We start from the raw sequence: 25643 nt of genomic DNA on the forward strand, positions 1-25643 counted from the left end.
CCGGTGTGAGCTCCTCCACGGGTGTGAACCAGCACGCTGTCGACCAGTTGGCTGTGGAACCAGCAACGAAGGGAACCGAGTGGCCGCACGCACCGCCTCAGCCGGCCGCACCGCACCCCGCAGCGCGCCCAAGGCCGCACCGAAATCGGCTGCGATCCCGCAGCTGGCCTGGCATCAGGTGCGTCCGGCGCCGATCGTGCTGGTCTCCGGAACCGAGGTGTTCCTGGCCGAGCGAGCGATCCGCCAGCTGCGGGATTTCCTCAAACTGGAAGACCCCAGCCTCGAGATCAGCGATGTGCAGGCCGACAGCTACTCGCCCGGCGAGCTGCTCACCGTGGCCAGCCCGTCCCTGTTCGGCGAACCGCGGCTGATCCGCGTGAGCTCGGTCGAGAAGTGCAGCGACACCTTCCTCGCCGAAGCCATCGACTACCTGCAGAACCCGGCGGAAGACACCTACCTGGTGCTCCGGCACGGCGGCGGGGTGCGCGGCAAGAAGCTGCTCGACCTGATCCGGGCCGGAACCGGCGGCGGCATCGAGGTCGTCTGCGCCGAGCTGAAAAAGGACACCGACCGGCACGACTTCGCATCCTCTGAATTCAAGGCCGCCGGCAAACGGGTCACGCCCAGCGCGCTCCGCTCCCTCGTCGGGGCGTTCTCGGGAGACCTCGCCGAACTGTCCGCCGCCTGCCAGCAGCTGATCGCCGACACCGGCGCCGAGGTGACCGAAACGACCGTTGACCGGTACTACGGCGGACGGGTCGAGGCGAACGCCTTCAAGGTGGCCGACGCCGCGATCGCGGGGCACCGCGGCGAGGCCCTCGTCATCCTGCGGCACGCGCTGGCCTCCGGCGCGGATCCGGTGCCCGTGGTCGCGGCGTTCGCGATGAAGATCCGCACCATGGCGAAACTCTGCGGGGTGCGAGGCGGCTCGGCCCAGCTGGCCTCCCAGTACGGTCTGGCACCGTGGCAGGTGGAGCGGGCCCAGCGCGACCTGCGCGGCTGGTCGGACGAGGGACTCGCGCGCTGCGTCGTGGCCCTGGCCGAAACGGATGCCGCGGTCAAGGGCGCCGAGCGCGACCCGGTGTTCGCCCTCGAGCGGTTGATCGGCGTGATCGCTCGCAAGGGCGAGAGCTGACCGCGCCGCCGCTGACCGGGCTTGACCTGGCCGCCGAGCGCTGACTCGCCCAACTGGGTAGCCCCGGACACACGAAAGCCCCCGCCGAATCGGCGGGGGCTTTTCGAGCACGAGGTCGGGACCGTCAGACGGCCCGGATCCAGGTCAGTTGGAGACTAGACGAGTGCGCCGACCGACTTCGCGATGGCGGACTTCTTGTTCGCAGCCTGGTTCTTGTGGATGACGCCCTTGCTGACGGCCTTGTCGAGCTTCTTCGAGGCCAGGGCGAGGCCGGCGACGGCCTTGTCCTTGTCACCAGCGGTGACGGCGAGGCGCGTCGCGCGGATCGCGCGCTTGAACTCGCTCTTGACGGCCTTGTTGCGCTCCTGGGCCTTCTTGTTGGTGCCGATACGCTTGATCTGCGACTTGATATTTGCCACGTTTATACGCTTTCGTTAGGTTCTTGTTCGGATGGGCCGCTTGGCGGTAGAGGGCGCCGAACGGCAATAATCGTGTGGGGTGGGACCCAACACGCAAGCCAACAGGAAACGATACCAGTTATTCGCCCGGCCCGACACTCGGCCGGGCCCGGCCGGCGGCGACCTCCCGGAGGATCTCGCCGAGCACCGCCGTGAACCGTTCCGGTTGGGCCAGGCTGACCAGGTGCGAGGCCCGGGGAACGATCACGAGACGACCGTCCCGGCAGGCGGCAAGGAAGCGGCGTTCGTGCAGCCGAAACTGATCGAAAAAGCCGTTGACCAGCCACACCGGTCCGGGGTAGCGAGAGAGGCTGTCGAGCGGGCGGAGCGTGCCGGTGGCGCCGAGGCCGGCATCCATCACATTCAGCGGAACCCCGCCGGCGAGCGTGTCTGCGGCCCCGTCTCGCGGCAGGAGGGCCCGCACGAGTGCGGTGTGAAGCCACAATCCGTGGTCGGGCAGCCGGCGGACGAGCCGGGCCAGGCTCCGGTAGGCGTCCAGGGGCCACCCGGCCGGAATCGCGCAGCTTCCCGCGGCGACCAACCCGATCACCTTCTGCGGGTGCCGCGCGGCGTACTCGATGGCGTAGTAGCCGCCCAGGGAGAGCCCGACCAGCAACACCCGGCCGCCCAGGGCCTCGACGCCCTGATCGATGGCTGTCAGGGCGCCCGCCACGGTGAATGGTTCGTCGATGCGCGAGCCGTGCCCGGGCAGATCGATCGCCAGGGCCGGATGCCCGGTCTCGCCCAGGGCGGACAACTGGCGCCGCCACATCGTGGCCGAGGTGCGGATCCCGTGGACGAAGAGGACCGGGGTGGCTGGGGTCATCTCCCCATTTAGGCAGGGATCTCGACAGATTGTGCTGAATTTCCGCACATCCACGTTCCGCACATGCACAAACGGTGCCTGTCCGCTCAGAACGGCGCGTCCTCCGGCAGTAGCGGCGGTGCGGTTCCCGGTGGCCCGGTGGGGAGCACCCTGGCCGGCGCGGTGACGAAGTCCCGGCCCGTCGGTGACGTCCAGGTCAGGATGCCGCCCGGCGTCTGGGCCACCTGCCATCGGGTCTCGGATTTCAGGGCGTGGTTGGCCTTGCAGAGGTGGGCGAGGTTGTCGTGCGCGGTCTGGCCGAGAAGATGCCAGTCGTGGGTGTGGTCGAGTTCGGCTCGCCGCGCCGACTTGTTGCAGCCGGGGAAGCGGCAGGTCTCGTCTCGGAGCCGCAGGAAGCGGCGCATCCGTTTGGGAACCTTGTATCTGTCGCGCCCGACCGACAGGACGACGCCCGTCTCCGGGTGGGTGAGCAGCCGGGTGAAGCTCGGAGCCCGCGAGGCCAGGTCCCGGGCCGTGTCCGGATCGATCGGCCCGTAGCCCTCGAGGTGACCGGGTTCCTCGCTGTGTCCGAGGAGCGTCATCACGGAAACGGTGACCTGGACGGTGGCCCGGACTCCGTCGCCGACCCCGGTCGGGGTGACACCGTTGATGAGCAGGTCGCTGAGTACATCGGTGCGCACCTGGGTGAGGGTGCGCTGCTCGCCCGGACCCAGAAGGCTGACGGCGATGTCGTTGGCCCGGGTGAAGATCGACTGCACGAGCTCGGCCCCGGTGTTCAGATGAAGGGTGGCCATGCCATCGGGTTCGGCCTGCAGCCAGGAGGTGCGTTCCAGGATGGACCGGGCGCGGCGGCTGGTGATGGTCTCGGGGTGCAGGCGTTCCCGCAGCACCCGGGCCGTGTGCTTGAGCTTGGCCACGGTCTGGTTCTGGGCGGCCGGCAGCAGGGCCTGTTCGAAGGCGGGCAGGCCGGGGAGAGGGATCGAGCAGGCCTGCCCGATCAGAGTCTGGGCGTGCCGGTAGCTGATCAGCCCGTCCTCCAGCGCCGCCCGGGTGCCGGGAAGGTTTTCGGTCAGGGCGCGGCTCTCGGCGATCAGGTTGTCCGCGGTGGGCTCGGGCAGGTGCAGCGTCGCGGCGAGCTCGCTGGAGAACTCGCGGCGGGCGATCTCGTCGCGGTCCCAGCGGGAGTGCGGGCCGAGCGGGATCTCCGCGGCGTGGGCTTCGCTGAACCGGCGGGCCTCATCGACGGCGGCGGCTCGCACCGCGTGGTTCCGGGCGATCACCCGGTCGGCCGCCGCGACGGCGTCGAAGAGGAGACCGAGTTGCTTCTGGGTGGTGCCGACCGAAGTGGACATGACAGCAGGCTAGGTGCAGCCACCGACAGTCCTGACTAAAGCGCACGCCTGACGGGGCGGATGGCGCTCCTTCCTGAACGAATTCGACGGAGATTCTGACCGAAACCGCTCGGAACGCACCGAAAAAGGTTTGCGACAAGAGAATCTCCGTCGAATTGGTTCGCCGGTGCCGGGCGAAACCGGGAACCAGCCAGCTATGGGAGAATTGCCAGACCATGTCACCGAGACCCCTCACGGCGCTTGAACCGGCCGCCACCCCGCCCGAGTTCATCCGTAACTTCTGCATCATTGCCCACATCGACCACGGCAAGTCCACCCTGGCCGACCGGATGCTGCAGATCACCGGCGTCGTCGACGACCGGTCGATGCGCGCCCAATACCTGGACCGGATGGATATCGAGCGCGAGCGCGGCATCACCATCAAGAGCCAGGCCGTGCGCATGCCGTGGGAGCTCGACGGCCAGACCTACGCCCTGAACATGATCGACACCCCCGGCCACGTGGACTTCACCTACGAGGTGTCCCGCAGCCTGGCCGCGTGCGAGGGAGCCATCCTCCTCGTCGACGCCGCGCAGGGGATCGAGGCCCAGACCCTGGCCAACCTGTACCTGGCGCTGGAGAACGACCTCACGATCATCCCGGTGCTGAACAAGATCGACCTGCCGGCCGCCGACCCCGACAAGTACGCGAAGGAGCTCGCCAGCCTGATCGGCGGCAGCCCCGACGACGTGCTCCGGGTCTCCGGCAAGACCGGCGTGGGCGTCGCGGAACTGCTCGACCGGGCCACCAGCCTCATCCCCGCCCCGGTCGGCGACCCCAACGCCGCGGCCCGCGCGATGATCTTCGACTCGGTCTACGACAGCTACCGCGGCGTCGTCACCTACGTGCGCATGATCGACGGCAAGCTCAATCCGCGCGAGAAGATCCAGATGATGTCGACCCGTGCGACGCACGAGATCCTCGAGATCGGCGTCACCTCGCCCGAACCGACGGTCAGCAAGGGACTCGGCGTCGGCGAGGTCGGCTACCTGATCACCGGCGTGAAGGACGTGCGCCAGTCGAAGGTCGGCGATACGGTCACCACGGCCCTCCGGCCCGCCACGGTGGCTCTGCCCGGCTACACCGAGCCCAAGCCCATGGTGTACTCGGGCCTGTACCCGATCGACGGCAGCGACTACCCGGCCCTGCGGGAGGCCCTCGACAAGCTCAAGCTTTCCGACGCGTCCCTGGTCTACGAGCCCGAGACATCCGTCGCCCTCGGTTTTGGGTTTCGTTGCGGTTTCCTCGGCCTGCTGCACCTTGAAATCATCACCGAGCGGCTCGACCGCGAATTCGGGCTCGACCTGATCACCACCGCGCCCAGCGTGATCTACGAGGTCACCACCGACGACAAGAAGACCGTCACGGTCACCAATCCGAGCGAGTTCCCGAACGGCAAGATCGCCAAGGTCGAGGAACCGATCGTGAAGGCCGCCATCCTCGCCCCCAAGGACTACGTCGGCGTGATCATGGAACTCTGCCAGAGCCGCCGCGGCACCCTCCTCGGCATGGACTACCTCGGTGAGGACCGGGTCGAGATCCGTTACACGATGCCCCTCGGCGAGATCGTGTTCGACTTCTTCGACAACCTCAAGAGCCGCACCGCCGGCTACGGATCCCTCGACTACGAGCCGATCGGCTCGCAGGAGGCCGACCTGGTCAAGGTCGACATCCTGCTGCAGGGCGAACAGGTCGACGCGTTCAGCGCGATCGTGCACCGCGACAAGGCCTACGACTACGGGGTCCTGATGACCGGACGCCTCCGGAAGCTCATCCCCAGGCAGCAGTTCGACGTGCCCATCCAGGCCGCGATCGGCGCCCGCATCATCGCCCGCGAATCCATCAGCGCCATCCGCAAGGACGTTCTCGCCAAGTGCTACGGCGGCGATATCTCCCGCAAGCGCAAGCTGCTCGAGAAGCAGAAAGAGGGCAAGAAGCGCATGAAGATGGTCGGCCGGGTCGAGGTGCCGCAGGAGGCCTTCATCGCCGCACTGTCCGGCGACGAGCCCGCCAAGAAAGAGAAGAAGTAAACGGATGCGCCGCGCCACCTTCACCGACACCGCCGTCACCTACGCGTCCATCGGCGGCACCCTCGCGCCCGACCTTCTCCGGTACCCGCCCAAGGGCTACCGGCCGATCGTGCGCAGCGTTCGTCTCGGCAGCGGCGCGGACCGCTTCCAGCTGGCCTCGAAGTCACTGATGACCTGGGGCCTGCAGCGGGGCAGCGGCATGACCGTGACCGATCTGCAGGGCGGCACGGGCGAGCAGTACACCGGGTTGGTCTTCGGCGCCGACGGGCAGGCCGTCCGCGACCAGAAGCAGCCCGCCGACGAGGCCACGTTCGCCGAGGACGGCACCCCGTACATCGTCAACGGCATGTCCGCGCACCTCTCGGTCAAGGTCGGCCCGTTCACCATCGACGCCCCGGTGCGCGTGGTCTACGTGGTCGACGAGCCCGACCAGGTCGGCTTCGCCTACGGCACCATGGCCGGGCACCCGGAGAGCGGCGAGGAGTCCTTCATCGTCGACCACCGGGAGGACGACTCCGTCTGGCTCACCATCCGGGCTTTTTCCCGCCCCAGCACCTGGTTCTACCGCTTGGGCGCGCCGGTGCTGCGGCTGCAGCAGGCGAAGTTCACGAAGCGCTACCTGCGGGCGCTGCACCCGATCGGCGGGGCATAGGCCCGTGGGCAGTGCCCTTCCCCTCGGCGACCCCGCACCCCGCGACGGCCTGCTGCCGGCCACGGCCGCGCACCGGGCCGCGGACCGCGACTTCGGCGTCTACCTGCACGTGCCCTTCTGCCGGGTGCGCTGCGGCTACTGCGACTTCAACACCTACACCGCCACCGAGCTGAGGGGCGCGTCCCAAAATGACTACGCCGGCCAGGCGATCAGCGAGGTCGAGGCGGCCGGCGGCATCCTCGAGGCATCCGGCGTGCCCGCGCGCCCGGCGGCGACCGTCTTCTTCGGCGGAGGCACCCCGACCCTGCTCCCGGCCGCCGACCTGATCCGGATGCTGCAGGCCGTGCGTTCCACCTGGGGCCTGGCCCCGGGGGCCGAGGTGACCACGGAGGCGAACCCCGACTCCGTTGATGCCGCCTACCTCGCCACCCTCGCCGACGCCGGCTTCACCCGGGTGTCCTTCGGCATGCAGTCCGCCGTGCCGAGCGTGCTCGCCACCCTGGAACGCACCCATGATCCCGAGCGGGTGCCGCTCGTCGTGCAGTGGGCCCGCGACGCCGACCTCGACGTGTCCCTGGACCTGATCTACGGCACACCGGGGGAGACCCTGCTCGACTGGCGCACCAGCCTCGAACACGCCATCGCGCTGGCCCCCACCCACATCAGCGCCTACTCCCTGATCGTCGAGGAAGGCACCAAACTGGCCCGCCAGATCAAACGCGGCGAGCTGGTGCCGGTCGACGAGGACATGCAGGCCGAGTTCTACGAACTGGCCGACGAACTACTCGCCGCCGCCGGGTACGGCTGGTACGAGGTCAGCAACTGGGCCACGGATGACGCGCACCGCTCCCGGCACAACCTCGCCTACTGGCGCAGCCAGGACTGGTGGGGCGTCGGGCCGGGCGCCCACAGCCACATCGGCGGGGTGCGCTGGTGGAACGTCAAGCATCCGTCGGCGTACGCCGACCGCATCCGGGCCGGGGATTCACCGGCGGCCGGGCGCGAAACCCTGGACGCGGCGACCCGCGAAGTGGAACGGGTGCTGCTGCGCACCCGCATCCGTGAGGGCATCCGGATCGACACGCTCACCCCGCTCGGGCGCCGGGAGGTCGCCGGACTGATCGCCGACGAACTGATCGACGCCCGGGCCGCCCTCGGCGGAACGGTCGAGTTGACCCTGCGGGGACGCCTGCTGGCGGATGCGGTCGTGCGCCGCCTCCTCGCCGACTGACGGGCGCACCCACTGCCGCGCTGACGGGCGCACCCACTGCCCTCAGCCCGTCCTGGAACCAATTCGACGGAGATTTTGCCGGAATCGGGGCCGAACAGCCCGCATCCGTGTTTTTAAATCAAAATCTCCGTCGAATTGGCTCGGGGCGACCAGTGTCTGCCGCTAGTGACTGGCCCTAGTTGACGAACTTGATCGTCAACGGGTAGGTGTAGTACTCGCCCTTGTTGGCGGCGAGGGCGGCCATGATGCCGAACACGATGTTCAGGATGCCCGCTGCGGCGAGAATGAGGAACCCGACCAGGATGATGGTCAGGAGCCCCCCGACGGTGTACGCGATCAACAACGTGATCTGGAAGTTCAGCGCCGTGGCCGTGTGCGCCCGGATGAACGGGCCGCGATCCTTGAGCACGATGTAGCCGATCAGGGCGGGCAGGAAATTGAACAGGATCCCGCCGATGTGGATCAGGGTGGCCCACAGTTTCTCGTCGGCGGGGTTCATCTGGCTCGCGGCCTGGTACTGGCCGGCGGGCGGTTGCGGTGGGGTGGACTCGGACATTCGTGCTCCTTCTGACTGTTCTGGCTGGTGCCGGGCTACGGGATCAAGCGGCTACCGATCAAGCGGCTACCGATCAAGCGGCTACCGATCAAGCGGCTACCGATCAAGCGGCTACCGATCAAGCGGCTACCGATCAAGCGGTTACCGATCAAGCGGCTACTTGATCAAGTGAAGGGCGTAGGGGTACTGGTAGTGCGTTCCCTCCCTGGCCTTCTGGAATCCGAGGATGGAGAGGACGACCCCGACGATGTAGAGCGCCCAGGCGAGGATGCCGATGACGCCCCCGAGGCCGAAGGTGAGGAAGCCGATCACGTTGGCGACCAAGTTGATGGCGAAATAACCGATCAGGAGCGTGATCTGAAAGTTGAGCGCTTCCTTCGCCTCGACGTTGGTGAAGCGGCCGCGGTCCTTGAAGACCAGCCAGATAATGAGTGACGGCGCAAAGCTCAGGATGCCGCCGAGGTGCGCGAGGGACGCCCACTGCCGGTCTTCCGCCTCCGTCAGGGGTGCCGCAGCGGTCGGAGCAGCGGGCTGGTACGGAGGCTGCGGCGGCCGCTGTCCCCAGTTCGAATCGTCGGGTGTTGGCTCAGTGGAATTGCTCATGATCGTGCCTTTCGATGCACAGGGGGGACGCTTGTTACATGCCTAAGGTACTGCCGTCAATCATGCGGGAGCAATGGGGAACCACAGCCGGTCGCGGTATGATTGGCAGTCTCATACGAAGAGTGCCAGTGCACTGCGCTCAGGATGAACGGGAGGAGGCGACAACATGGTGTCTGACCGCGGCCTCGAAGTTCTGCGCGTGATCGTTCAAGACTACGTCGCCTCCCGCGAGCCGGTCGGCTCCAAATCGATCGTCGACCGGCACTCTTTCGGAGTTTCGGCGGCCACGATCCGCAACGACATGGCCCTCCTCGAAGAGGAAGAGTTGATCGCGGCCCCGCACACCTCGTCCGGCCGCATCCCGACCGACAAGGGCTACCGCCTCTTCGTCGACCACCTGGCCGACCTGCGTCCGCTGTCCGCGGCGCAGCGCCAGGCGATCGAGACCTTCCTCGGCCAGTCCGCTGACCTCGACGAGGTTCTGGCGCGAAGCGTGCGCCTGCTCTCCCACCTGACCCACCAGGTGGCCCTGGTGCAGTATCCCTCGCTGTCCCGCGCGAAGGTGCGCCACGTCGAATTGGTGCCCCTGTCCGAGACGCGCCTGCTCTCGGTGCTGATCACGGATGCCGGCCGGGTCGAGCAACGCATCGTGGACCTGCCCCGGCAGCTCGACGAGCCCGTTCTGGCCGAACTCCGCACCCGCCTGAACCACGCCCTGGTCGGACTCAGCATGAGCGAGGCCGCCGCCGCCCTGACCGGAGCCGGCGTGCTCGGACCGTTCGAGCAGCAGGAAGCCGTCGACCTGATCACCGGAACCCTGCACGACCAGGTCGGGGCCAACCGGCAGGACCGGCTGGTGATGGCCGGGGCGGCCAACCTCGTCCGCACCGAGGAAGACTTCACCGGCAGCATCTACCCGGTGCTCGAGGCCATCGAGGAGCAGGTCGTGCTGCTGCGCCTGTTCGGTGAGATGGCCACCGACCAGCACGGTGTGTCCGTCAGCATCGGCCGGGAGAACGCGCCGTTCGGGCTGGCCGAGACATCCGTTCTCACCAGCGGCTACTCGTCGCAGGGTGGCAACCTGGCCCGCCTCGGCGTGCTCGGCCCGACCCGGATGGACTACTCCAACAACATGGCGGCCGTGCGCGCGGTCGCCCGCTACCTTTCACGCCTACTCGGCGAGAATTGACCAGTTCCCCGGGCCGAGAAGCCGGGGGAGCACCACGTATCAGAACATATCGAGGAGAGCCAGCTTTGGCTGACCATTACGAAGTACTCGGCGTTGCACGCGACGCCACCACCGACGAGATCAAGAAGGCGTACCGCAAGCTCGCCCGGCAGCTGCACCCCGACGTGAACCCGGGCGCGGACGCGTCGGAGCGGTTCAAATCCGTGACGCACGCCTACGACGTGCTGAGCGACGCGAAGCAGCGCGACAACTACGACCGCGGCGGGAACGGCCGCTCCGGCGGCGGCAACGGGTACGCCGACGCCAACTTCGGCAACTTCGGGGACATCTTCGAGACCTTCTTCGGCGGAGGCGGAGGCGGCGGCACCCGCGGCCCGAGGTCCCGCCGGGAGCGCGGCCAGGATGCACTGGTCCGGGTCGAACTCGACCTCGACGAGGTCATCTTCGGCACCCACCGTGAGCTCGAGGTGGACACCGCCATCGTCTGCACCAGCTGCAGCGGCACCTGCTGCCAGCCGGGCACGTCGCCCGTCACCTGCGACATCTGCCACGGCACCGGCAACATCCAGCGTGCCGTCCGGTCGCTGCTGGGCAACGTCATGACCAACAGCCCCTGCGGTTCCTGCCGCGGCTACGGCACGATCATCGCGACCCCCTGCGTCACCTGCCAGGGCCAGGGCCGCGTGCGCGCGCGCCGCACGGTGCCCGTCGACATCCCGGCCGGCGTCGACACCGGGCTGCGCCTGCAGATGCCCGGCAGCGGCGAGGCCGGCCCGGCCGGCGGCCCCAACGGCGACCTGTACCTCGAGATGAAGGTGCGCCACCACGACGTCTTCAGCCGCGACGGCGACGACCTGCTCGCCACCCTCGAGGTGCCGATGACGGATGCGATCCTGGGCACCACCGCCACGGTGAAGGCCCTCGACGGGGACATCGAGGTCGAGATCAAGCCCGGTATGCAGAGCGCGGAGGTCATCACGATCAAGGAGCGCGGGGTGACTCGCCTGCGCGGGAACGGGCGCGGCGACCTGAAGATCGGCGTGCACGTGACCACCCCGACGCGCCTGGACCACAAGGAACGCGAACTGATCGAAGCGTTCGCGGCCCGGCACAAGGCCCCCGCGCCGGCGCTCAGCGCCTTCCAGCAGGGCTTGTTCGCCAAGCTCCGCGATCGGTTCCGCGGCTAGGCGTCCATGGCACACTTCTTCATCGATGAGGCCCTCCGGGCCTCGGACTGCACGGTCGGGGGCGTCGTCGGCATCGGCGGCGCCGAGGCGCGGCACGCGGTCACCGTCAGCCGGGTTCGCCCGGGAGAGCACCTGCAGATCGGAAACGGCGCGGGGCTGATGCTCGGCGCCACCGTGGTCGGCGCTGAGGCGTCCCTGCTCACCCTGCGGGTGGACACGGTGACCGTCAGCGCGCCGCCGACCCCGCGCATCCGCCTGGTCCAGGCTCTCGCCAAGGGTGACCGGGACGAGTTGGCCGTGCAAGCGGCCACGGAACTCGGCATCGACGGGGTGATCCCGTGGGCCGCCTCGCGCTCGGTGACCCGCTGGGAGGGCGCCAAGATCGCCAAGGGCCGGGACCGCTGGTCGAGCATCGTGCGTGAGGCGTCCAAGCAGTCGATCCGGGCCTGGCTGCCCGCGGTCGGTGACCTGGCGAGCACGAAGACGCTGGCGACCCTGGCCGGCTCCACCCGCATGCTGCTGCTGGAGCCCACCGCGACCGAACGCCTCACCTCGCAGGCCGCACCGACCGACGACCGCGACATCCTGCTCGTGGTCGGCCCCGAAGGCGGCATCTCGCCCGCGGAACTCACCCTGCTCGAGCAGGCCGGGGCCACCCGGGTGCGACTCGGCGACAACGTGCTGCGCACATCCACCGCCGGGCCGGCCGCCCTGGCGATCCTGAACGCGACGCTCGGCCGCTGGTAGCCGGGAAGCTTAAGATAGAGACATGTCTTCCACCGGTGCAGAACCGTCCATTTTCAGCCGCATCGCCGCGCGCGAGATCCCGGCGACGATCGTCGCGGAAACCGACCGGATCATCGCCTTCAACGACATCGCGCCCCAGGCCCCGGTGCACATCGTCATCACGCCCAAGACCGGCGAATACCGCAACGTGGTCGAACTGGCGGCCGGCGACCCCGGACTGCTGGCCGAACTCGTGGCCGTGGCCGACGCACTCGCGGCCGACCTCGCCGACGGGCAGTTCCGTCTCGTCTTCAACACCGGGGCGGCGGCCGGTCAGACCGTCTTCCACGTCCACGCCCATCTCCTGGCCCAGCAGCCCGGGGATCCAGCACTCGGGGAGGGATCGCTTGGGTTCCGCTGACTCCCACGAGCCCGGCCGGGCCGAGGTCCGCGTCCAGGTCGACGGCATCGCTATGGTGCGTTTGCTGGGTGCGCAGGATCGCCTTCTCGCCACCATCGAGAAGGAGCACCCGGGCGTCACCGTGCACGTGCGCGGCAACGAGATCACCCTCTCCGGTGAGGCGGGCCCGGTCGAGGCGGCGCGCTTGCTGATCGAGGAACTCCTGGTCATGATCCGCTCGGGCCGGGACCTGGCCGAGTCCGAGGTGAGCACGTCGGCACGGATGCTCGGAGAAGACAGCAGCACGAGTCCGTCCGAGCGCCTCGGCCCGGCACTCCTGACCTCCCGGGGCCGCAGCATCCGTGCCAAGACGATCGGGCAGAAACGCTACGTCGACGCCATCGACACCGACACGATCGTGTTCGGCATCGGGCCGGCCGGGACCGGCAAGACCTACCTCGCGATGGCCAAGGCCGTGCAGGCGCTGCAGCGCAAGGAGGTCGACCGGATCATCCTCACCCGCCCCGCCGTCGAGGCCGGGGAACGCCTCGGCTTCCTGCCCGGCAGCCTGACCGAGAAGATCGACCCGTACCTGCGGCCCCTCTACGACGCCCTCAACGAGATGATGGACCCGGAGCTCGTCCCCAAACTGCTGGCCGCCGGAACCATCGAGGTGGCCCCGCTGGCGTACATGCGCGGGCGCACGCTCAACTCCTCCTTCGTCGTCCTCGACGAGGCGCAGAACACCACGCCGGAGCAGATGAAGATGTTCCTGACCCGGCTGGGCTTCGGTTCCAAGATGGTCGTCACCGGCGACATCACCCAGATCGACCTGCCGGCCGGATCGAGCGGGCTCCGGCTCGTCAGCCGCGTGCTCGAAGGCGTCGACGAGATCGCCTTCGTGCGCCTGACCAGCGACGACGTGGTGCGCCACTCTCTGGTCGGCCGCATCGTCGACGCGTGGACCGAATACGACGCCCAGAAGCAGGCCCTGCGCTACGAGACCGAGCAGGCGCACGAATTCGCCAACCGCGGGCCGGGCCGCCCCAACACCCCCCGTGACCGCCTTCCGAAACGGAGACCTTCTTGAGCATCGAAATCAACAACGAATCGGCCATCCCGGTCGATGAGGCCGCCATCCTCCGCCTGGCGGCGTACGCGCTGGACTCCATGCACGTGCACCCGGATGCCGAGCTGGCGATCGTGCTCGTCGACGAGGGCGCCATGGAACAGCTGCACGTGCAGTGGATGGACGAGCCGGGGCCGACCGACGTGCTCAGCTTCCCGATGGACGAACTGCGCCCGGGCACCGAAGACGCCGAAACGCCGCCTGGACTGCTCGGCGACATCGTGCTCTGCCCGCAGGTCGCGCAGGCCCAGGCCGAGACCGCCGGCCACAGCACCCTCGAAGAACTGTTCCTGCTGACCACCCACGGCACCCTGCACCTCCTCGGGTTCGACCACGCCGAGCCGGCCGAAGAGAAGGAGATGTTCGGCATCCAGCGGGACATCCTGATCGGCTTCGCCCTGCAGGAACGCCTCCGCAACCGATGATCGTCGGGTGGTTTCTCGCGGCAGCCATCGTGCTGGTCGCCTTCGGCGGCCTGATGGCCGCCGTGGACGCCGCCGTCACGGTGCAGTCCAGGGCCGACATCGCCGAGCTGGCCGAGAAATCACGGGCGAAGAGGTCCCTGACGGCGATCGCCGCCGACACCGGGGCGCACCTGAACACGATCAGCTTCGTGCGGATCATCGCCGAGACCACGGCGGCCGTGCTCGTGACCCTCGTGTTCGCGACCACCATCGAGCAGCTGTGGCTCGCCCTGCTCCTCTCGTCCCTGCTGATGACCGCGGTGTCCTTCGTGCTGGTCGGGGCGAGCCCGCGCAGCGTCGGGCGGGCGCACCCCACCGGGCTGCTCCGGGCGACGGCGCCGCTGGTGCACTTCCTCCGCGTGCTGCTCGGGCCGATCGCGAACGCGCTCGTGGCGCTCGGCAACCGGGTCACCCCCGGCCGCACCCGGCTCGCCACGTTCACCTCGGAGGACCAGCTGCTGAGCATGGTCGACGAGGCCACCGAGCTCGACGTGCTCGAGGAGGAAGACCGCGAGCTGATCCACTCAATCTTCGAGTTCAACGAGACCGTGGTGCGTGAGGTGATGATTCCGCGCACCGACATGGTCACCATCGAGGCGGATTCCTCGCTCGGCGCGGCCATGGGCCTGTTCCTGAGCAAGGGGTTCTCGCGCGTGCCCGTCATCGACGGTGAGGTCGACGACGTCACGGGCATCCTCTATCTTCGCGATGTGGCCCGGCTCGTCTACGAACGCCCCCCGAACGTGGAGAGCCTGACCGTCCGTGAACTGGAACGGCCCGCGGTGTTCGTACCGGAATCGAAAAAGGCCGACGCCCTGCTGCGGCAGATGCAGTTGGAGTCGAACCACCTCGCGATGGTCGTCGACGAGTATGGTGGGATCGCCGGACTGGTCACCCTCGAAGACCTGATCGAGGAACTCGTCGGGGACATCTCCGACGAATACGACCGTGACGTCGTCGAGGTCGAAGACCTCGGCCACGGCCGGTTCCGGGTGAGCGCCCGGCTGCCGGTCGATGAGCTCGGCGAGCTGTTCGACCTGGAGCTCGACGACGACGAGGTCGACTCGGTGGGCGGACTTCTGGCCAAGGCGCTCGGACGGTTGCCGGTGGCCGGGTCGGTCGCCTCCACCAGCGGGCTGGTCCTCACCGCGGAACGCACAGAGGGCCGCCGCAAGCGCATCAGCACCGTGCTGGTGGAACGAGACCAAGCGTTGATTGATGCACAGACCGCATTCCTCGGGGTGTCGGACGATGAGAGAGTGAATGGTCATGACTAAAGAAGATGGATTCCGCGCGGGCTTCGTGTCGTTTGTGGGACGCCCCAACGTGGGAAAGTCCACCCTGACGAATGCGCTGGTGGGGGAGAAGGTCGCCATCACGTCCTCGAAGCCGCAGACCACCAGGCGAGCAATCCGCGGGATCGTGCACCAGAAGAACGGTCAGCTGATCCTGGTCGACACCCCCGGCATCCACAAGCCGCGCACCCTGCTCGGGGAGCGTCTGAACAGCCTGGTGCAGTCCACCCTCGCCGGCGTGGACGTGGTGGGCCTGTGCATCCCGGCGAACGAGCCGATCGGCCCGGGCGACCGTTTCATCAACGAGCAGCTCGACAACTTCCCCCGGGCCCGCAAGGTGGCCATCGTGACCAAGATCGACACGTCCTCCAAGACGAGTGTCGCCAACCAGCTCCTCGCCGTCTCCGAGCTGCGCGACTGGGAAGCGATCGTGCCGATCTCGGCCACCAGCCGCATCCAGCTCGACATCCTCAGCGCCGAGCTGCTGCGGCTGCTTCCGCTTTCGGATGCGCCGCTCTACCCGGCCGACGCGGTCACCGACGAGAGCCTCGAGTCGCGCATCTCCGAGTACATCCGCGAGGCGGCGCTCGAGGGCGTCACCGACGAGCTGCCGCACTCGATCGCCGTGACCATCGACGACATCATCGAGCGCGACGACCAGGAACTGGTCGAGGTCTACGCGAACCTGTTTGTCGAACGGGACAGCCAGAAGGGCATCATCATCGGCAAGTCGGGCAGCCGGTTGAAGGATGTCGGCATGCGCGCCCGCAAGCAGATCGAGCCCCTCGTCGGCAAACGGGTCTTCCTGTCGCTGCGGGTCAAGGTCGCTAAGGAATGGCAGCGCGACCCGAAACAGCTGGGCCGCCTCGGCTTCTAGCCGGCCCGTCCGCCGCGGGCTGATGCTCGTGCTCGCGCCCGCACCGCGGCGGGATGCTGGTGCCGGTCACCATCTACGCCTCCATGACCACGGCCATGGCGATCACCGTGACCCCGTGCTCCGCCCCGGTCGCGGTCGGTGCCGCCCTGTCCTGGTCTCCGATTCCCTGCTGGCGTTGAACAAATTCGTACCGGACGCGGGAATCTGGGAGAGCGGCTTCCTAGTCATGCTCAGCTACATCGCGGCCCAGTGCCTCATCGTCCTCGGCGTCGCCCGGGCTGGCGAGTCTGAATGCCAGCCGTAAATTCTCTGTAACGACGGCGGCGGTTCCTGAAGTGTCCTTCAGAACCGGTCTCCCGCGTGCCACTTCGCCGTGGTCGGTGTGAGAGTGGGTGGCGGAGGATTCGCATCATGACCGATCTGCTCGACACCAGTCTCCTGGCCGGCCCGTTCCTCCTCGGGCTGTACGCGCTGACCGGTGTCGTCGTCGTGGTGCTGGCACTGCGCCGCCTGAGCATCCGTCGTGCGCTCGTCTTCCTCGCGGGCGTTGCCGCCGCCGCCGTGTCCGGTTGGGTGCTGGTCTGGCTGCTCAGCGACGTCTGGGATGTCTTCGGAGTGTCCATGTCCCTGCCGACCCGCGTGTGGGTGACCGCCCTCTTCGCCGCGCTCGTGCTCGCCGTCACCAACCTCATCGGCAGCACCCGATGGCGTCGCACGGTCGCCGTCGCCGCCATTCCCCTGATCCTGCTGTGCACGGCCGCGGGAATCAACGCCGAATTCGGCGAGTACCCCACCCTCCGGATTGCCCTGGGGCTCCCGCTCTACGGCTCGCTCGACCTGATGCAGCGGGCGCCGGTCGGGTCCACCGGCGGCGCGATCGGAAAGGTCACCATCCCGGCATCCACCTCCGGCTTCGCAGCGCGGCCCGCATTCGTGTACCTGCCCGCCGCGGCCCTGGTCGACCGGCCGCCGATCCTGCCCGTCGTGGAGATGCTCTCCGGGCAGCCGGGGAGCCCGTCGGACGTTTTCACCTCCGACCGGCTCGCCGAAATCCTCGACGCCTACGCGGCCGCGCACCACGGCCTCACGCCGATCATCGTCGTGCCCGACCAACTGGGCGCCCCGGACAGGAACCCGATGTGTGTCGACTCCCCGCTCGGCAACGCCGCCACCTATTTGACGGTCGACGTGCCGGCCTGGATCCGGTCGCACCTGGCGGTGGCGGCCGCGCCGACCGGCTGGGCCATCGCCGGTTTCTCCCAGGGCGGCACCTGCTCGATCCAGCTCGGAGCCGCGCACCCGGAGCTGTACGGCACGATCTTCGACATATCGGGCGAAATAGCGCCGAAGTCCGGCAGCCCGGACCACACCATCCAGATCGGGTTCGACGGCAGCGCGGCGGCCTACGCCGCCGCGGCGCCGACCGCCATCCTGGCCGCGCACGCCCCCTACGCGGCGCTCCACATCATCTTCGCCGTCGGCGCCGACGACGCCCGCTACCTGGCCTGGGCGCACACCCTCGAGACCGCAGCGCGCCGGGCGGGCGCGACCACGGAACTCATCGTGTCACCGGGCACGGCACACGATTGGCACACGGTCATCTACGCCTGGACACGCGCGCTCCCGGTCATCGCGACAACCACCGGATTACCGGCCTCACCGTGACAGGCCTGCGGCGCCTGGTGGCCGGGCAGCCCCTGGCCATGGGGTACGCGCTGCTGCTGCTGGCGGCCCTCGTCACGGGGCCGCTCACCGGACCGTCGCCCGCCCTGAGGGGGATCCTCGGCACCGGGTACGAATCGGTGGTCGAAAACGGCCACTGGTGGAGCCCCCTCACCTCCGTCTTCTTCGTCGACAACGCCGCAGAAGTCGTCCTGGCGCTCTTCGCCGCGGTCGTCGTGCTCGGCCAGGCCGAACGGCTGATGGGCGGCGTCCGCACCGCGATCGCGTTCGTCGTCACGGCCGTCCTTGGTGCCGGCCTCGGCATCCTCGGGCAGAGTCTCGGCGTCGCCGGCGGCGAGTTCTGGTCCCGACGGGTGAGCGAACTCTGGTCGCTCGACCCCTTCACTCCGATCGTGGGAACCATCATGGCCGCCAGCTTCTACGCCGGACCGCTGTGGCGCCGCCGCATCCGCGTGTTCACAATCTCGGGCGCGCTGGTCCTCCTGCTGTACTCCGGCCAGCCCTCGGATGTCTACCGTCTGATCGCTGCCCTCGTCGGTCTCGGCCTCGGGGCGGCCTTCCGCCCGCGGCCGATCGACCTCACCTGGCGGCGCAGCTCACACCATGAGACCCGCACGCTCCTCGCCGCGGTCGTGGGAGTGCTCGCGGTCGGACCGCTCATCACCATCTTCTCCGGCGCCCGGTTCGGGGTGCTGGCGCCGCTCGGCCTCCTGCTCACTCAGGACGTGCCGGCGGCCGGCGACGTCGTCGACCGGTGCCTGCTGGGCGACATCACCCGGCAGTGCGTGCACGAGCTCACCCTGGAACGGGTCGGCGGCGTCGGGCCCGTCCTGGTCAGCCTGCTCCCTTTGGTCACCCTGCTCGTCGCCGCCTACGGCCTCGCCAGGGGACGGCGCTTCGGCGCCTGGCTCGCGATCGTCGTCAACGCCGCAATGGCTGTGCTCGGCGCCTGGTACTACGGGCTCCTGCCGATCTCCGGCCAGCCGTACGTGTGGCGGTGGCACCCCCTGCGCTACTGGGAAGTCGCACTCGTGCTCGTGGTTTCCGTGCTCGTGCCGGTCGCGACGGCGATCCTGATCGCCGCGAACCTCCGGCGATTCCCCGTGCGCAGCCGTCCGGGCGTGCGTCGGCGCTTCGCGCTCTCGATCGTGGCGGGTTTCCTCGCACTGGCCTCGCTTTACGTCACCGGCGGCTGGCTGTTGCGCGACCGTTTCCGCCCCACGGTGACCCTGCTGGATCTCGTGACGGATGTCCCGGAGCGGTTCATTCCGGTCGGCTTCCTCCGCCTGGAGCGGCTCTCCTTCCTCCCGACGGACTGGGTAACGACCGCGCTCTACCAGTGGGTGGGCCCCGCGTTCTGGATCATCGTGATCGTCGGCGCCATCCAGGGCATCCGCAGCAGCGGGTCCGGGGGCGGGAACGACCAGGCCAGGCTGCGGAAGTTACTCATCCGCGGCGGCGGAGGCGGGTCCCTGGCCTTCATGACCACCTGGGACGGCAACTCGATCTGGTTCAGCCCGTCCGGAACGACGGCCATCGCCTACCGGGTGTTCAACGGCGTTGCGATCACCACGACGGAACCGGTCGGCCCCATCGAAGACGGCGCCCAGGCGATCGCGGACTTCGCCACGATGTGCGACGACAACGGCTGGGTGCCCGTCTTCTACAGCCTCCACGACCACTGGCAGCCCACCTTCGCCGGAATGGGCTGGCGGTCCATGGGCATCGGGGAGGAGACCATCCTGCGGCCGCGCACCTGGGACACGAGGGGCAAGAAGTGGCAAGACATCCGCTCGTCAATCAACCGGGCCGACCGCGCCGGGGTGCGGGCGGAATGGACGGACTATCGCAGCCTGACCCTGCTGCAGGCCGTGCAGATCTCCGAGATCTCGGAACAGTGGGTGCAGGAGAAGGAGCTGCCGGAACTCGATTTCACCCTCGGCGGACTCGATGAGCTCCGTGACCCGGCGGTGCGACTGATGCTGGCGATCGACGCCGATGACCACGTGCACGCCGTGACCAGCTGGCTGCCGAGCTACCGCGACGGGGTCGTCATCGGCTGGACGCTGGACTTCATGCGCCGCCGACCGGACAGCATGAACGGGGTGATGGAATTCCTGATCGCGCAGACGGCACAGACGATGAGCGAACGACCCGAGATCGAGTTCCTCAGCCTGTCCGCGGCCCCGTTGGCCCGCACCGGGGGAGGAGCGGGCGACGAGCGGGACGGCAGCCTGGCGGCACGGGTGGTGAACTTCCTCGGCCGAGCGCTGGAGCCGGTCTACGGCTTCCAGTCCCTGCTGGCGTTCAAACGCAAGTTCCAGCCCGAGTTCCACCCCCTGTTCATGGCCTACCCGGATCCGGTCGCGCTGCCGACCATCGGGCTGGCTCTCGCCCGCGCCTACCTGCCGTCGCTGTCCATGCGGGAGGCCGTTGCCTTCGCCCGCAGCCTCGGCTGAAACCCTCGCTGCCGAGAATGCAATCACGCGAGCCGGGAATCGGTGCTAAATTAACAGAATGCATGCCGGTGTGCTCCTCCTTAGCTGCCGCGACGAGTCCTAATCTGAGGCCTCCCTCGTCGCGGAGTTTGTCGTTGGCTGACCACCATTCGCGAGGAGATGAAGGATCATGAAGAACAATCAGACCGCATCGGCGATGCCGATCCACAAATACCGCCCGTACCACGAGCAGTTCCGGGTCAACCTGCCCGACCGCACCTGGCCGTCCAGGCACATCGAGCAGGCGCCGCGCTGGTGCGCCGTCGACCTGCGCGACGGCAACCAGGCCCTGATCGACCCGATGAGCCCCGAGCGCAAGCGCATCATGTTCGACATGCTCGTGCGCATGGGCTACAAGGAAATCGAGGTCGGGTTCCCCTCGGCGAGCCAGACCGACTTCGATTTCGTGCGCAGCCTGATCGACGAGGACGCCATCCCGGACGACGTCACCATCCAAGTGCTCACCCAGGCGCGTGAACACCTGATCCGTCGCACCTACGAGTCGATCGCGGGCGCGAAGCAGGCCATCGTGCACCTGTACAACTCCACCAGCATCCTGCAGCGCGAGGTGGTGTTCCGTGAAGACAAGCAGGGCATCATCGACATCGCCCTGTTCGGTGCCCGCACCTGCCGCGCGATGGAAGCCACGATCCCGGGCACCACCGTCTACTACGAATACTCCCCGGAGAGCTACACCGGCACCGAGCTCGAGTTCGCCGTCGACGTCTGCAACCAGGTACTCGAAATCCTCGAGCCGACGCCGGAGCGCAAGGTCATCATCAACCTGCCGGCCACGGTGGAGATGGCCACGCCCAACGTCTACGCCGACTCGATCGAGTGGATGGGCCGGCACCTCGCCCACCGCGAGAACGTGCTGATCAGCCTGCACCCGCACAACGACCGCGGCACCGCGATCGCCGCCGCCGAGCTGGGCTACCTGGCCGGCGCCGACCGCATCGAAGGCTGCCTGTTCGGCAACGGGGAGCGCACCGGCAACGTCGACCTGGTCGCCCTCGGCGTGAACCTGTTCACGCAGGGAATCGACCCGCAGATCGACTTCAGCAACATCGACGAAGTCAAGCGCACCGCCGAGTACTGCAACCAGCTGCCGGTGCCCGAGCGCAGCCCCTGGGCCGGCGACCTCGTCTTCACGGCGTTCAGCGGGTCGCACCAGGACGCCATCAAGAAGGGCTTCGAGGCGATGGCCGCGGATGCCGCAGCCACCGGCCGCTCCGTCGACGACCTGGTCTGGGCCGTGCCGTACCTGCCGATCGACCCGAAGGACCTCGGCCGCAGCTACGAGGCCGTCATCCGGGTCAACTCCCAGTCCGGCAAGGGCGGGGTCGCGTACCTGCTGAAGACCGACCACGCCCTCGACCTGCCACGCAAGCTGCAGATCGAATTCTCGGGCGTCGTGCAGTCCAAGACCGACCAGGAAGGCGGCGAGGTCACCAGCGAACAGATCTGGGAGATCTTCAACGACGAGTACCTGCCGGCCAGCCACACCACCCCCGACGCCAAATGGGGCCGCTTCGAGCTGCATTCCACGCGCACGTCGAGCGATCTCTCCGGCACGGTCGACCTGTCGGTGGACCTGCGGGACGACGACACCGTGTCCAGCGCCGTCGGCTCGGGCAACGGCCCGATCGCCGCGTTCCTCGGCGTGATGGCCGAGCGCGGCATCGCGATCACCCTCTACGACTACGTGGAGCACGCCATGTCGGCCGGCGGCGACGCCCTCGCCGCCGCGTACGTCGAACTGGACGTCAACGGCAAACGGTTCTGGGGCGTCGGCATCGACGCGGACATCTCGACCGCGTCGCTCAAGTCCGTCGTGTCCGCAGTGAACCGCGGCATCCGCTCCGAAGCCGCCAACCGCGCCCTGGCCGAGGTCAGCGTCTAGTCCGACCCGGTCCGACCCCGTCCACCCGGGTAGGCCCGAGGCCCGGGCACACCGAAAACGCCGTTCCGTCCGAGAATCGCCGCCAGTCGGCGGCCCTCGGGCGGAACGGCGTTCTTCGTCCGCGGTTGCGCGGTGCGGCGGCTGCTAGACGTGCGCGGTGTGCGTACGCACCGGCTCTGTGCGCACCGGGTTCGCCTGAGCCACCGGCTCCCCGTGGAGCATCTTCTCCGCCGACCGGGTCGGGGCCAGCACGGCCGTGCAATCCTCGATCGCCCCGGACAGAAGCGCGTAGAGCTGGCCGTCCGGATCGGGCGTGCAGGCCTCCGCGATGCCCTGCACCGAGACCCGGATGATGGTCTCCGCGGTGCGGTCCGTGAACTTGCTTCGCGTCCAGGAGCCCATGGAGGAGATGAACTCCCGCGCCCAGCGTTCGGTTTCCGGTGCGGAGTCGAACGCCGTCCGGATCCGGCCGGCGATGTCGTCGCTGAGTTCGCCGTCGGTGTGGGTCAGGTGTCGCTCGCAGTTGAGGATCCCCACCGCCAGCGCGCGCTGGTGGTCGGCGCTCGTGACCGGCAGGGCGGAGGCGGCAGCGCGGAGGGCGATCAGCAGGCGAACCTGCGGATTGTCGCCGTTCAGCCCGATCACCGACGGGATCAGGGGAACCAGGCGTGCCCGGGTGGTGTCCGAGGTGCAGTCGTTCACCATTCTCGCCAGGGAGGCGAGCAGAGGATGGGTGCAGGCCGGATGGTCCGTCCACGACTCGCCCGCGAGATAGGACGCGAACTCCATGAAACAGGCGCCCGAGCGCGGGTTCCGGTGTTTGCCTCGGGACAGCACCGGCATCAGGTCCGGCATCGATTCGGGCGGGTTGCCCTTGAACTTGTTCATGAGGATCCTCCAAACAATGTGAGTTCTTCTCATTAGTCTCACCCCGGATCGGGTGAAAGGCGAGAGCGGAATTCGTCGTGAGGGGGGATTGTCAGATGCCGCGATTGCGGCCCCGGCGGAAGGCGACCACGTTCTCGCGTCGTCTCCACCGGGGCCAACTGCCGATCGCCCGCTGCTGCGGCAGGCTCCAGCCGTAGCGGGCGGCGAGTACCCGGATGACCGTGGTCACGATGACGCAGCTGATCCCGGCGATGGTGATCGGAACCTGCAACAGGAACAGCACCACCAGGAGTCCGCTGCCCGCCCCGGCGGCCACCGCGTAGAACGAGCCGACGTGCATGACTGCGATGGGAACGTTCAGCATCATGTCGCGCAGGGCCGACCCGCCCACGGCCGTGACGACCCCCACGAACAGGGCGGGCACCTCCGGCAAGCCGGCGGCGAGCGCCTTGCTGGTGCCCAGGGCACCGAACAGGCCGATGGTGACGGCGTCCAGGGCGATGATGAACGGGCCGAGGCGGTTGAACAGACTCTGCAGCAGCATTCCGAGCAGGGCGGCTCCGGCGGCCACGGGCAGGTACCAGTTGCTCTGCAGCGCCGCCGGCACCCCGTCGAGGAGGATGTCGCGGAGCAGCCCGCCGCCCAGGCCCACGGTGACTCCGATCAGGGCGATCCCGAGCAGGTCGAAACGCCGATCCGTGAAACGCCCCGCGAACATGGCGCCCTGAATGGCGCCGATGGCGACGGCGGCGAGGTCGAGCCAGAGCGGGATGAAGAAAGACGTGGAGGGCACCCCTAATGAAACCACTGAAAGCCCCCGCCCGGCGCGGCGGCCGGCCGCTCGGCCGCGCGCGTGGCTTCCAGGTGGGAGAATCGACGGGTGCCTGTATATCGTGATGAAGCCGTCGTGCTGCGCACCCAGAAGCTGGGTGAAGCCGACCGGATCGTCACCATGCTCACGAGGCAGCACGGCAAGGTGCGCGCGGTCGCCAAGGGCGTGCGTCGCACCGCCTCCAAATTCGGGGCCAGGCTCGAACCGTTCATGGTCGCCGACGTGCAGCTTTACGAGGGTCGAACCCTCGACATCATCACCCAGGCCGAATCGCTGGGTTCCTACGGCGCCCTGATCGCCGACGACTACCCGAGCTACACCGCCGCCAGCGCCATGGTCGAGACGGCCGACAAACTGACCGAGGCGGAGGGGTCCCTGCAGCAGTACCTGCTGCTCGTCGGCGCTCTCCGATCCCTCTCCCGCCGGGAGCACGGGGCCGGCCTCACCCTCGACTCCTACCTGCTGCGCGCCCTGTCGATGGCCGGCTGGGCGCCCAGCTTCGAGGACTGCTCCCGGTGCGGCGCCAAGGGCAGCCACTCTGCCGTGGTCGTGCAGGTCGGCGGGATCGTCTGCGACGACTGCGCCGCCCCCGGCTCGCCGAGGCTCGACCCGGCCACGATCGCACTGCTCGCCTCCCTTCTCACGGGCGACTGGGAGCACGCACAATCAACCCCGGACCAGACCAGAGCCCAGGCCACCGGAATCGTCGCCGCGTATACGCAGTGGCATCTCGGGCGCGGCCTCCGATCCTTGGAGCACGTCAGTCGATGATCCCCAACCCCTTCGGCCAGAAGCCGTTCACCCACAAGGACGCGGTGGCTTACAAGCCCCTCGACTGGACCGGCCTGTATCCGCCGGCGCTGCCCGCGAAGGCCGTGCCCGAGCATGTGGCCGTCGTCATGGACGGCAACGGCCGGTGGGCCAACGCCCGCGGACTCCCGCGAGTGGAGGGACACAAGGCGGGGGAGGGAGCGCTGCTCGACGTCGTCGCCGGCGCCATCCAGATCGGGGTCAAGCACCTGAGCGTCTACGCCTTCTCCACCGAGAACTGGAAACGTTCACCCGATGAGGTGCGCTTCCTGATGGGGTTCAACCGGGACGTTCTGCACCGCCGGCGGGACCAGCTCAATGAGTGGGGCGTGCGGGTGCGGTGGGCCGGGCGCAAGCCCCGGCTCTGGGCATCCGTCATCACCGAACTGCAGTACGCCGAGCGTCTCACCGCCGGCAACGACGTGCTCACCCTGACCATGTGCGTGAACTACGGCGGGCGCACCGAGATTGCGGATGCTGTGCGCGCGCTGGCCGAGGACGTCGCCGCGGGCAGGCTGAAGCCCTCCGGCATCACCGAGAAGGCCATTCAGAGGCACCTGTACACCGCCGACCTGCCCGACGTCGACCTGTTCGTGCGCAGCTCGGGGGAGCAGCGCACCAGCAACTTCATGCTCTGGCAGAGCGCCTACGCGGAGATGGTCTTCCTGGACACGCTCTGGCCGGACTTCAGCCGCGTCGACCTGTGGCGGGCGGTGGAACTCTACGCGTCCCGAAACCGCCGGTACGGTGGCGCCGTGGACGCCCCCACCCCCTAGTAGTTCTTAGTTAGGTTGGGCGTGTCGGCTGTTAATCGTCGCTGGAATCTGTTAATTTTCAGGCGTGAATCCTGATGAACTCACCGAGACCAAAGCCGAGTTGG

27 protein-coding genes are annotated in these 25643 nt (G+C 68.3%); 19 read left to right on the top strand and 8 right to left on the bottom strand.

What is annotated here, in order from left to right:
- The first annotated feature begins 79 nt into the window (after positions 1–79).
- Complete coding sequence (holA, locus tag E3O49_RS00060; RefSeq protein WP_134365842.1) at positions 80–1135, top strand: DNA polymerase III subunit delta; 1056 nt, start codon at positions 80–82, stop codon at positions 1133–1135.
- Positions 1136–1290: 155 nt separating this feature from the next.
- On the opposite strand, the gene rpsT is transcribed toward holA, so the two are convergent.
- The 3 genes from rpsT to E3O49_RS00075 form a co-directional block, all read right to left on the bottom strand.
- On the bottom strand, positions 1291–1554 hold the full coding sequence (gene rpsT / locus E3O49_RS00065; RefSeq protein ID WP_134365841.1) for a 30S ribosomal protein S20: 264 nt from the start codon (positions 1552–1554) through the stop codon (positions 1291–1293).
- Between the two features lie 118 nt (positions 1555–1672).
- Positions 1673–2419 (bottom strand): alpha/beta fold hydrolase, encoded by a 747-nt coding sequence (locus tag E3O49_RS00070; RefSeq protein WP_134365840.1) that lies wholly within the window; start codon positions 2417–2419, stop codon positions 1673–1675.
- An 86-nt stretch (positions 2420–2505) separates the two neighbouring features.
- Positions 2506–3771, bottom strand: a complete 1266-nt coding sequence (locus E3O49_RS00075; RefSeq protein WP_134404369.1) for an HNH endonuclease — start codon at positions 3769–3771, stop codon at positions 2506–2508.
- Between the two features lie 215 nt (positions 3772–3986).
- On the opposite strand from E3O49_RS00075, the gene lepA reads away from it, so the two are divergent.
- The 3 genes from lepA to hemW are packed head-to-tail and all read left to right on the top strand — an operon-like array spanning position 3987 to position 7723.
- Positions 3987–5840 carry a translation elongation factor 4 gene (gene lepA, locus E3O49_RS00080; protein WP_134365838.1) on the top strand — a complete coding sequence of 618 codons (1854 nt, stop codon included), beginning with the start codon at positions 3987–3989 and terminating at the stop codon, positions 5838–5840.
- A gap of 4 nt (positions 5841–5844) precedes the next feature.
- Positions 5845–6492, top strand: coding sequence for a DUF1990 family protein (locus tag E3O49_RS00085; RefSeq protein WP_134365837.1), 648 nt, complete (start codon positions 5845–5847; stop codon positions 6490–6492).
- 4 nt (positions 6493–6496) lie between these two features.
- Complete coding sequence (hemW, locus tag E3O49_RS00090) at positions 6497–7723, top strand: radical SAM family heme chaperone HemW (protein WP_134404367.1); 1227 nt, start codon at positions 6497–6499, stop codon at positions 7721–7723.
- A 175-nt stretch (positions 7724–7898) separates the two neighbouring features.
- Here hemW and E3O49_RS00095 read toward each other — a convergent pair whose 3' ends face one another.
- Genes E3O49_RS00095 through E3O49_RS00105 form a run of 3 tightly spaced genes read right to left on the bottom strand, consistent with a single transcriptional unit; the run spans position 7899 to position 8882 of the window.
- Positions 7899–8279: a DUF4870 domain-containing protein gene (locus E3O49_RS00095; RefSeq protein ID WP_241975864.1), complete on the bottom strand. Its 381-nt coding sequence runs from the start codon at positions 8277–8279 to the stop codon at positions 7899–7901.
- Between the two features lie 35 nt (positions 8280–8314).
- The gene (locus E3O49_RS18960; RefSeq protein WP_134365835.1) at positions 8315–8431 is read right to left on the bottom strand and encodes a pentapeptide repeat-containing protein; all 117 of its coding nucleotides are present in this window, start codon (positions 8429–8431) and stop codon (positions 8315–8317) included.
- 4 nt (positions 8432–8435) lie between these two features.
- The gene (locus E3O49_RS00105) at positions 8436–8882 is read right to left on the bottom strand and encodes a DUF4870 domain-containing protein (RefSeq protein ID WP_134365834.1); all 447 of its coding nucleotides are present in this window, start codon (positions 8880–8882) and stop codon (positions 8436–8438) included.
- 166 nt (positions 8883–9048) lie between these two features.
- Here E3O49_RS00105 and hrcA point away from each other — a divergent pair, with 166 nt between their 5' ends.
- The 13 genes from hrcA to leuA all read left to right on the top strand — a co-directional run bounded on the left by hrcA (position 9049) and on the right by leuA (position 22233).
- Positions 9049–10071, top strand: a complete 1023-nt coding sequence (hrcA, locus tag E3O49_RS00110; RefSeq protein ID WP_134365833.1) for a heat-inducible transcriptional repressor HrcA — start codon at positions 9049–9051, stop codon at positions 10069–10071.
- A gap of 65 nt (positions 10072–10136) precedes the next feature.
- The gene (dnaJ, locus tag E3O49_RS00115; RefSeq protein ID WP_134365832.1) at positions 10137–11258 is read left to right on the top strand and encodes a molecular chaperone DnaJ; all 1122 of its coding nucleotides are present in this window, start codon (positions 10137–10139) and stop codon (positions 11256–11258) included.
- Positions 11259–11264: 6 nt separating this feature from the next.
- Entirely contained in the window at positions 11265–12005 is a 741-nt protein-coding gene (locus E3O49_RS00120) for a 16S rRNA (uracil(1498)-N(3))-methyltransferase (RefSeq protein ID WP_134365831.1), read from the top strand.
- Between the two features lie 22 nt (positions 12006–12027).
- Entirely contained in the window at positions 12028–12405 is a 378-nt protein-coding gene (locus tag E3O49_RS00125; RefSeq protein ID WP_134365830.1) for an HIT domain-containing protein, read from the top strand.
- A 52-nt stretch (positions 12406–12457) separates the two neighbouring features.
- Entirely contained in the window at positions 12458–13474 is a 1017-nt protein-coding gene (locus E3O49_RS00130; protein ID WP_134365870.1) for a PhoH family protein, read from the top strand.
- Entirely contained in the window at positions 13471–13938 is a 468-nt protein-coding gene (ybeY, locus tag E3O49_RS00135) for an rRNA maturation RNase YbeY (RefSeq protein WP_134365829.1), read from the top strand. The genes E3O49_RS00130 and ybeY overlap by 4 nt, the downstream gene beginning before the upstream one ends.
- Positions 13935–15254, top strand: coding sequence for a hemolysin family protein (locus E3O49_RS00140; protein ID WP_134365828.1), 1320 nt, complete (start codon positions 13935–13937; stop codon positions 15252–15254). The genes ybeY and E3O49_RS00140 overlap by 4 nt, the downstream gene beginning before the upstream one ends.
- Complete coding sequence (gene era / locus E3O49_RS00145) at positions 15247–16149, top strand: GTPase Era (RefSeq protein ID WP_134365827.1); 903 nt, start codon at positions 15247–15249, stop codon at positions 16147–16149. Before E3O49_RS00140 ends, era begins: the two co-directional genes overlap by 8 nt.
- A gap of 53 nt (positions 16150–16202) precedes the next feature.
- On the top strand, positions 16203–16328 hold the full coding sequence (locus E3O49_RS17275; RefSeq protein WP_255572673.1) for a hypothetical protein: 126 nt from the start codon (positions 16203–16205) through the stop codon (positions 16326–16328).
- A complete protein-coding gene (locus tag E3O49_RS18965) occupies positions 16325–16453 on the top strand; it encodes a hypothetical protein (protein ID WP_160140980.1) in 129 nt (42 codons plus the stop codon). Before E3O49_RS17275 ends, E3O49_RS18965 begins: the two co-directional genes overlap by 4 nt.
- Positions 16454–16560: 107 nt before the next feature.
- Entirely contained in the window at positions 16561–17814 is a 1254-nt protein-coding gene (locus tag E3O49_RS00155; protein WP_134365825.1) for an alpha/beta hydrolase, read from the top strand.
- On the top strand, positions 17811–20291 hold the full coding sequence (locus E3O49_RS00160) for a bifunctional lysylphosphatidylglycerol flippase/synthetase MprF (protein WP_241981004.1): 2481 nt from the start codon (positions 17811–17813) through the stop codon (positions 20289–20291). Before E3O49_RS00155 ends, E3O49_RS00160 begins: the two co-directional genes overlap by 4 nt.
- 169 nt (positions 20292–20460) lie before the next feature.
- Entirely contained in the window at positions 20461–22233 is a 1773-nt protein-coding gene (gene leuA / locus E3O49_RS00165; RefSeq protein ID WP_134365824.1) for a 2-isopropylmalate synthase, read from the top strand.
- 144 nt (positions 22234–22377) lie between these two features.
- On the opposite strand, the gene E3O49_RS00170 is transcribed toward leuA, so the two are convergent.
- A complete protein-coding gene (locus tag E3O49_RS00170) occupies positions 22378–23121 on the bottom strand; it encodes a hypothetical protein (RefSeq protein ID WP_174776185.1) in 744 nt (247 codons plus the stop codon).
- Positions 23122–23212: 91 nt separating this feature from the next.
- On the bottom strand, positions 23213–23914 hold the full coding sequence (locus tag E3O49_RS00175; protein WP_241975862.1) for a trimeric intracellular cation channel family protein: 702 nt from the start codon (positions 23912–23914) through the stop codon (positions 23213–23215).
- Between the two features lie 87 nt (positions 23915–24001).
- Between E3O49_RS00175 and recO the strand changes: the two genes are divergently transcribed.
- Positions 24002–24724 carry a DNA repair protein RecO gene (gene recO / locus E3O49_RS00180; RefSeq protein WP_134365823.1) on the top strand — a complete coding sequence of 241 codons (723 nt, stop codon included), beginning with the start codon at positions 24002–24004 and terminating at the stop codon, positions 24722–24724.
- Positions 24721–25539, top strand: a complete 819-nt coding sequence (locus tag E3O49_RS00185; protein ID WP_134365822.1) for an isoprenyl transferase — start codon at positions 24721–24723, stop codon at positions 25537–25539. The genes recO and E3O49_RS00185 overlap by 4 nt, the downstream gene beginning before the upstream one ends.
- Positions 25540–25643: the final 104 nt, after the last annotated feature.

The sequence above is a fragment of the Cryobacterium shii genome (assembly GCF_004402595.1).
GTDB lineage: Bacteria > Actinomycetota > Actinomycetes > Actinomycetales > Microbacteriaceae > Cryobacterium > Cryobacterium shii.

Bases quoted from the DNA above. Each gene is read 5' to 3' on its own strand.
- E3O49_RS00105 (WP_134365834.1), bottom strand. From the start codon at position 8,882: ATGAGCAATTCCACTGAGCCAACACCCGACGATTCGAACTGGGGACAG.
- E3O49_RS00155 (WP_134365825.1), top strand. From the start codon at position 16,561: ATGACCGATCTGCTCGACACCAGTCTCCTGGCCGGCCCGTTCCTCCTC.
- E3O49_RS00140 (WP_134365828.1), top strand. From the start codon at position 13,935: ATGATCGTCGGGTGGTTTCTCGCGGCAGCCATCGTGCTGGTCGCCTTC.
- E3O49_RS17275 (WP_255572673.1), top strand. From the start codon at position 16,203: ATGCTGGTGCCGGTCACCATCTACGCCTCCATGACCACGGCCATGGCG.
- E3O49_RS00125 (WP_134365830.1), top strand. From the start codon at position 12,028: ATGTCTTCCACCGGTGCAGAACCGTCCATTTTCAGCCGCATCGCCGCG.
- lepA (WP_134365838.1), top strand. From the start codon at position 3,987: ATGTCACCGAGACCCCTCACGGCGCTTGAACCGGCCGCCACCCCGCCC.
- hrcA (WP_134365833.1), top strand. From the start codon at position 9,049: ATGGTGTCTGACCGCGGCCTCGAAGTTCTGCGCGTGATCGTTCAAGAC.
- leuA (WP_134365824.1), top strand. From the start codon at position 20,461: ATGAAGAACAATCAGACCGCATCGGCGATGCCGATCCACAAATACCGC.
- E3O49_RS00185 (WP_134365822.1), top strand. From the start codon at position 24,721: ATGATCCCCAACCCCTTCGGCCAGAAGCCGTTCACCCACAAGGACGCG.
- E3O49_RS00075 (WP_134404369.1), bottom strand. From the start codon at position 3,771: ATGTCCACTTCGGTCGGCACCACCCAGAAGCAACTCGGTCTCCTCTTC.
- era (WP_134365827.1), top strand. From the start codon at position 15,247: ATGACTAAAGAAGATGGATTCCGCGCGGGCTTCGTGTCGTTTGTGGGA.
- E3O49_RS00130 (WP_134365870.1), top strand. From the start codon at position 12,458: ATGGTGCGTTTGCTGGGTGCGCAGGATCGCCTTCTCGCCACCATCGAG.
- E3O49_RS00095 (WP_241975864.1), bottom strand. From the start codon at position 8,279: ATGTCCGAGTCCACCCCACCGCAACCGCCCGCCGGCCAGTACCAGGCC.
- E3O49_RS00085 (WP_134365837.1), top strand. From the start codon at position 5,845: ATGCGCCGCGCCACCTTCACCGACACCGCCGTCACCTACGCGTCCATC.
- E3O49_RS00170 (WP_174776185.1), bottom strand. From the start codon at position 23,121: ATGAACAAGTTCAAGGGCAACCCGCCCGAATCGATGCCGGACCTGATG.
- E3O49_RS00070 (WP_134365840.1), bottom strand. From the start codon at position 2,419: ATGACCCCAGCCACCCCGGTCCTCTTCGTCCACGGGATCCGCACCTCG.
- E3O49_RS00120 (WP_134365831.1), top strand. From the start codon at position 11,265: ATGGCACACTTCTTCATCGATGAGGCCCTCCGGGCCTCGGACTGCACG.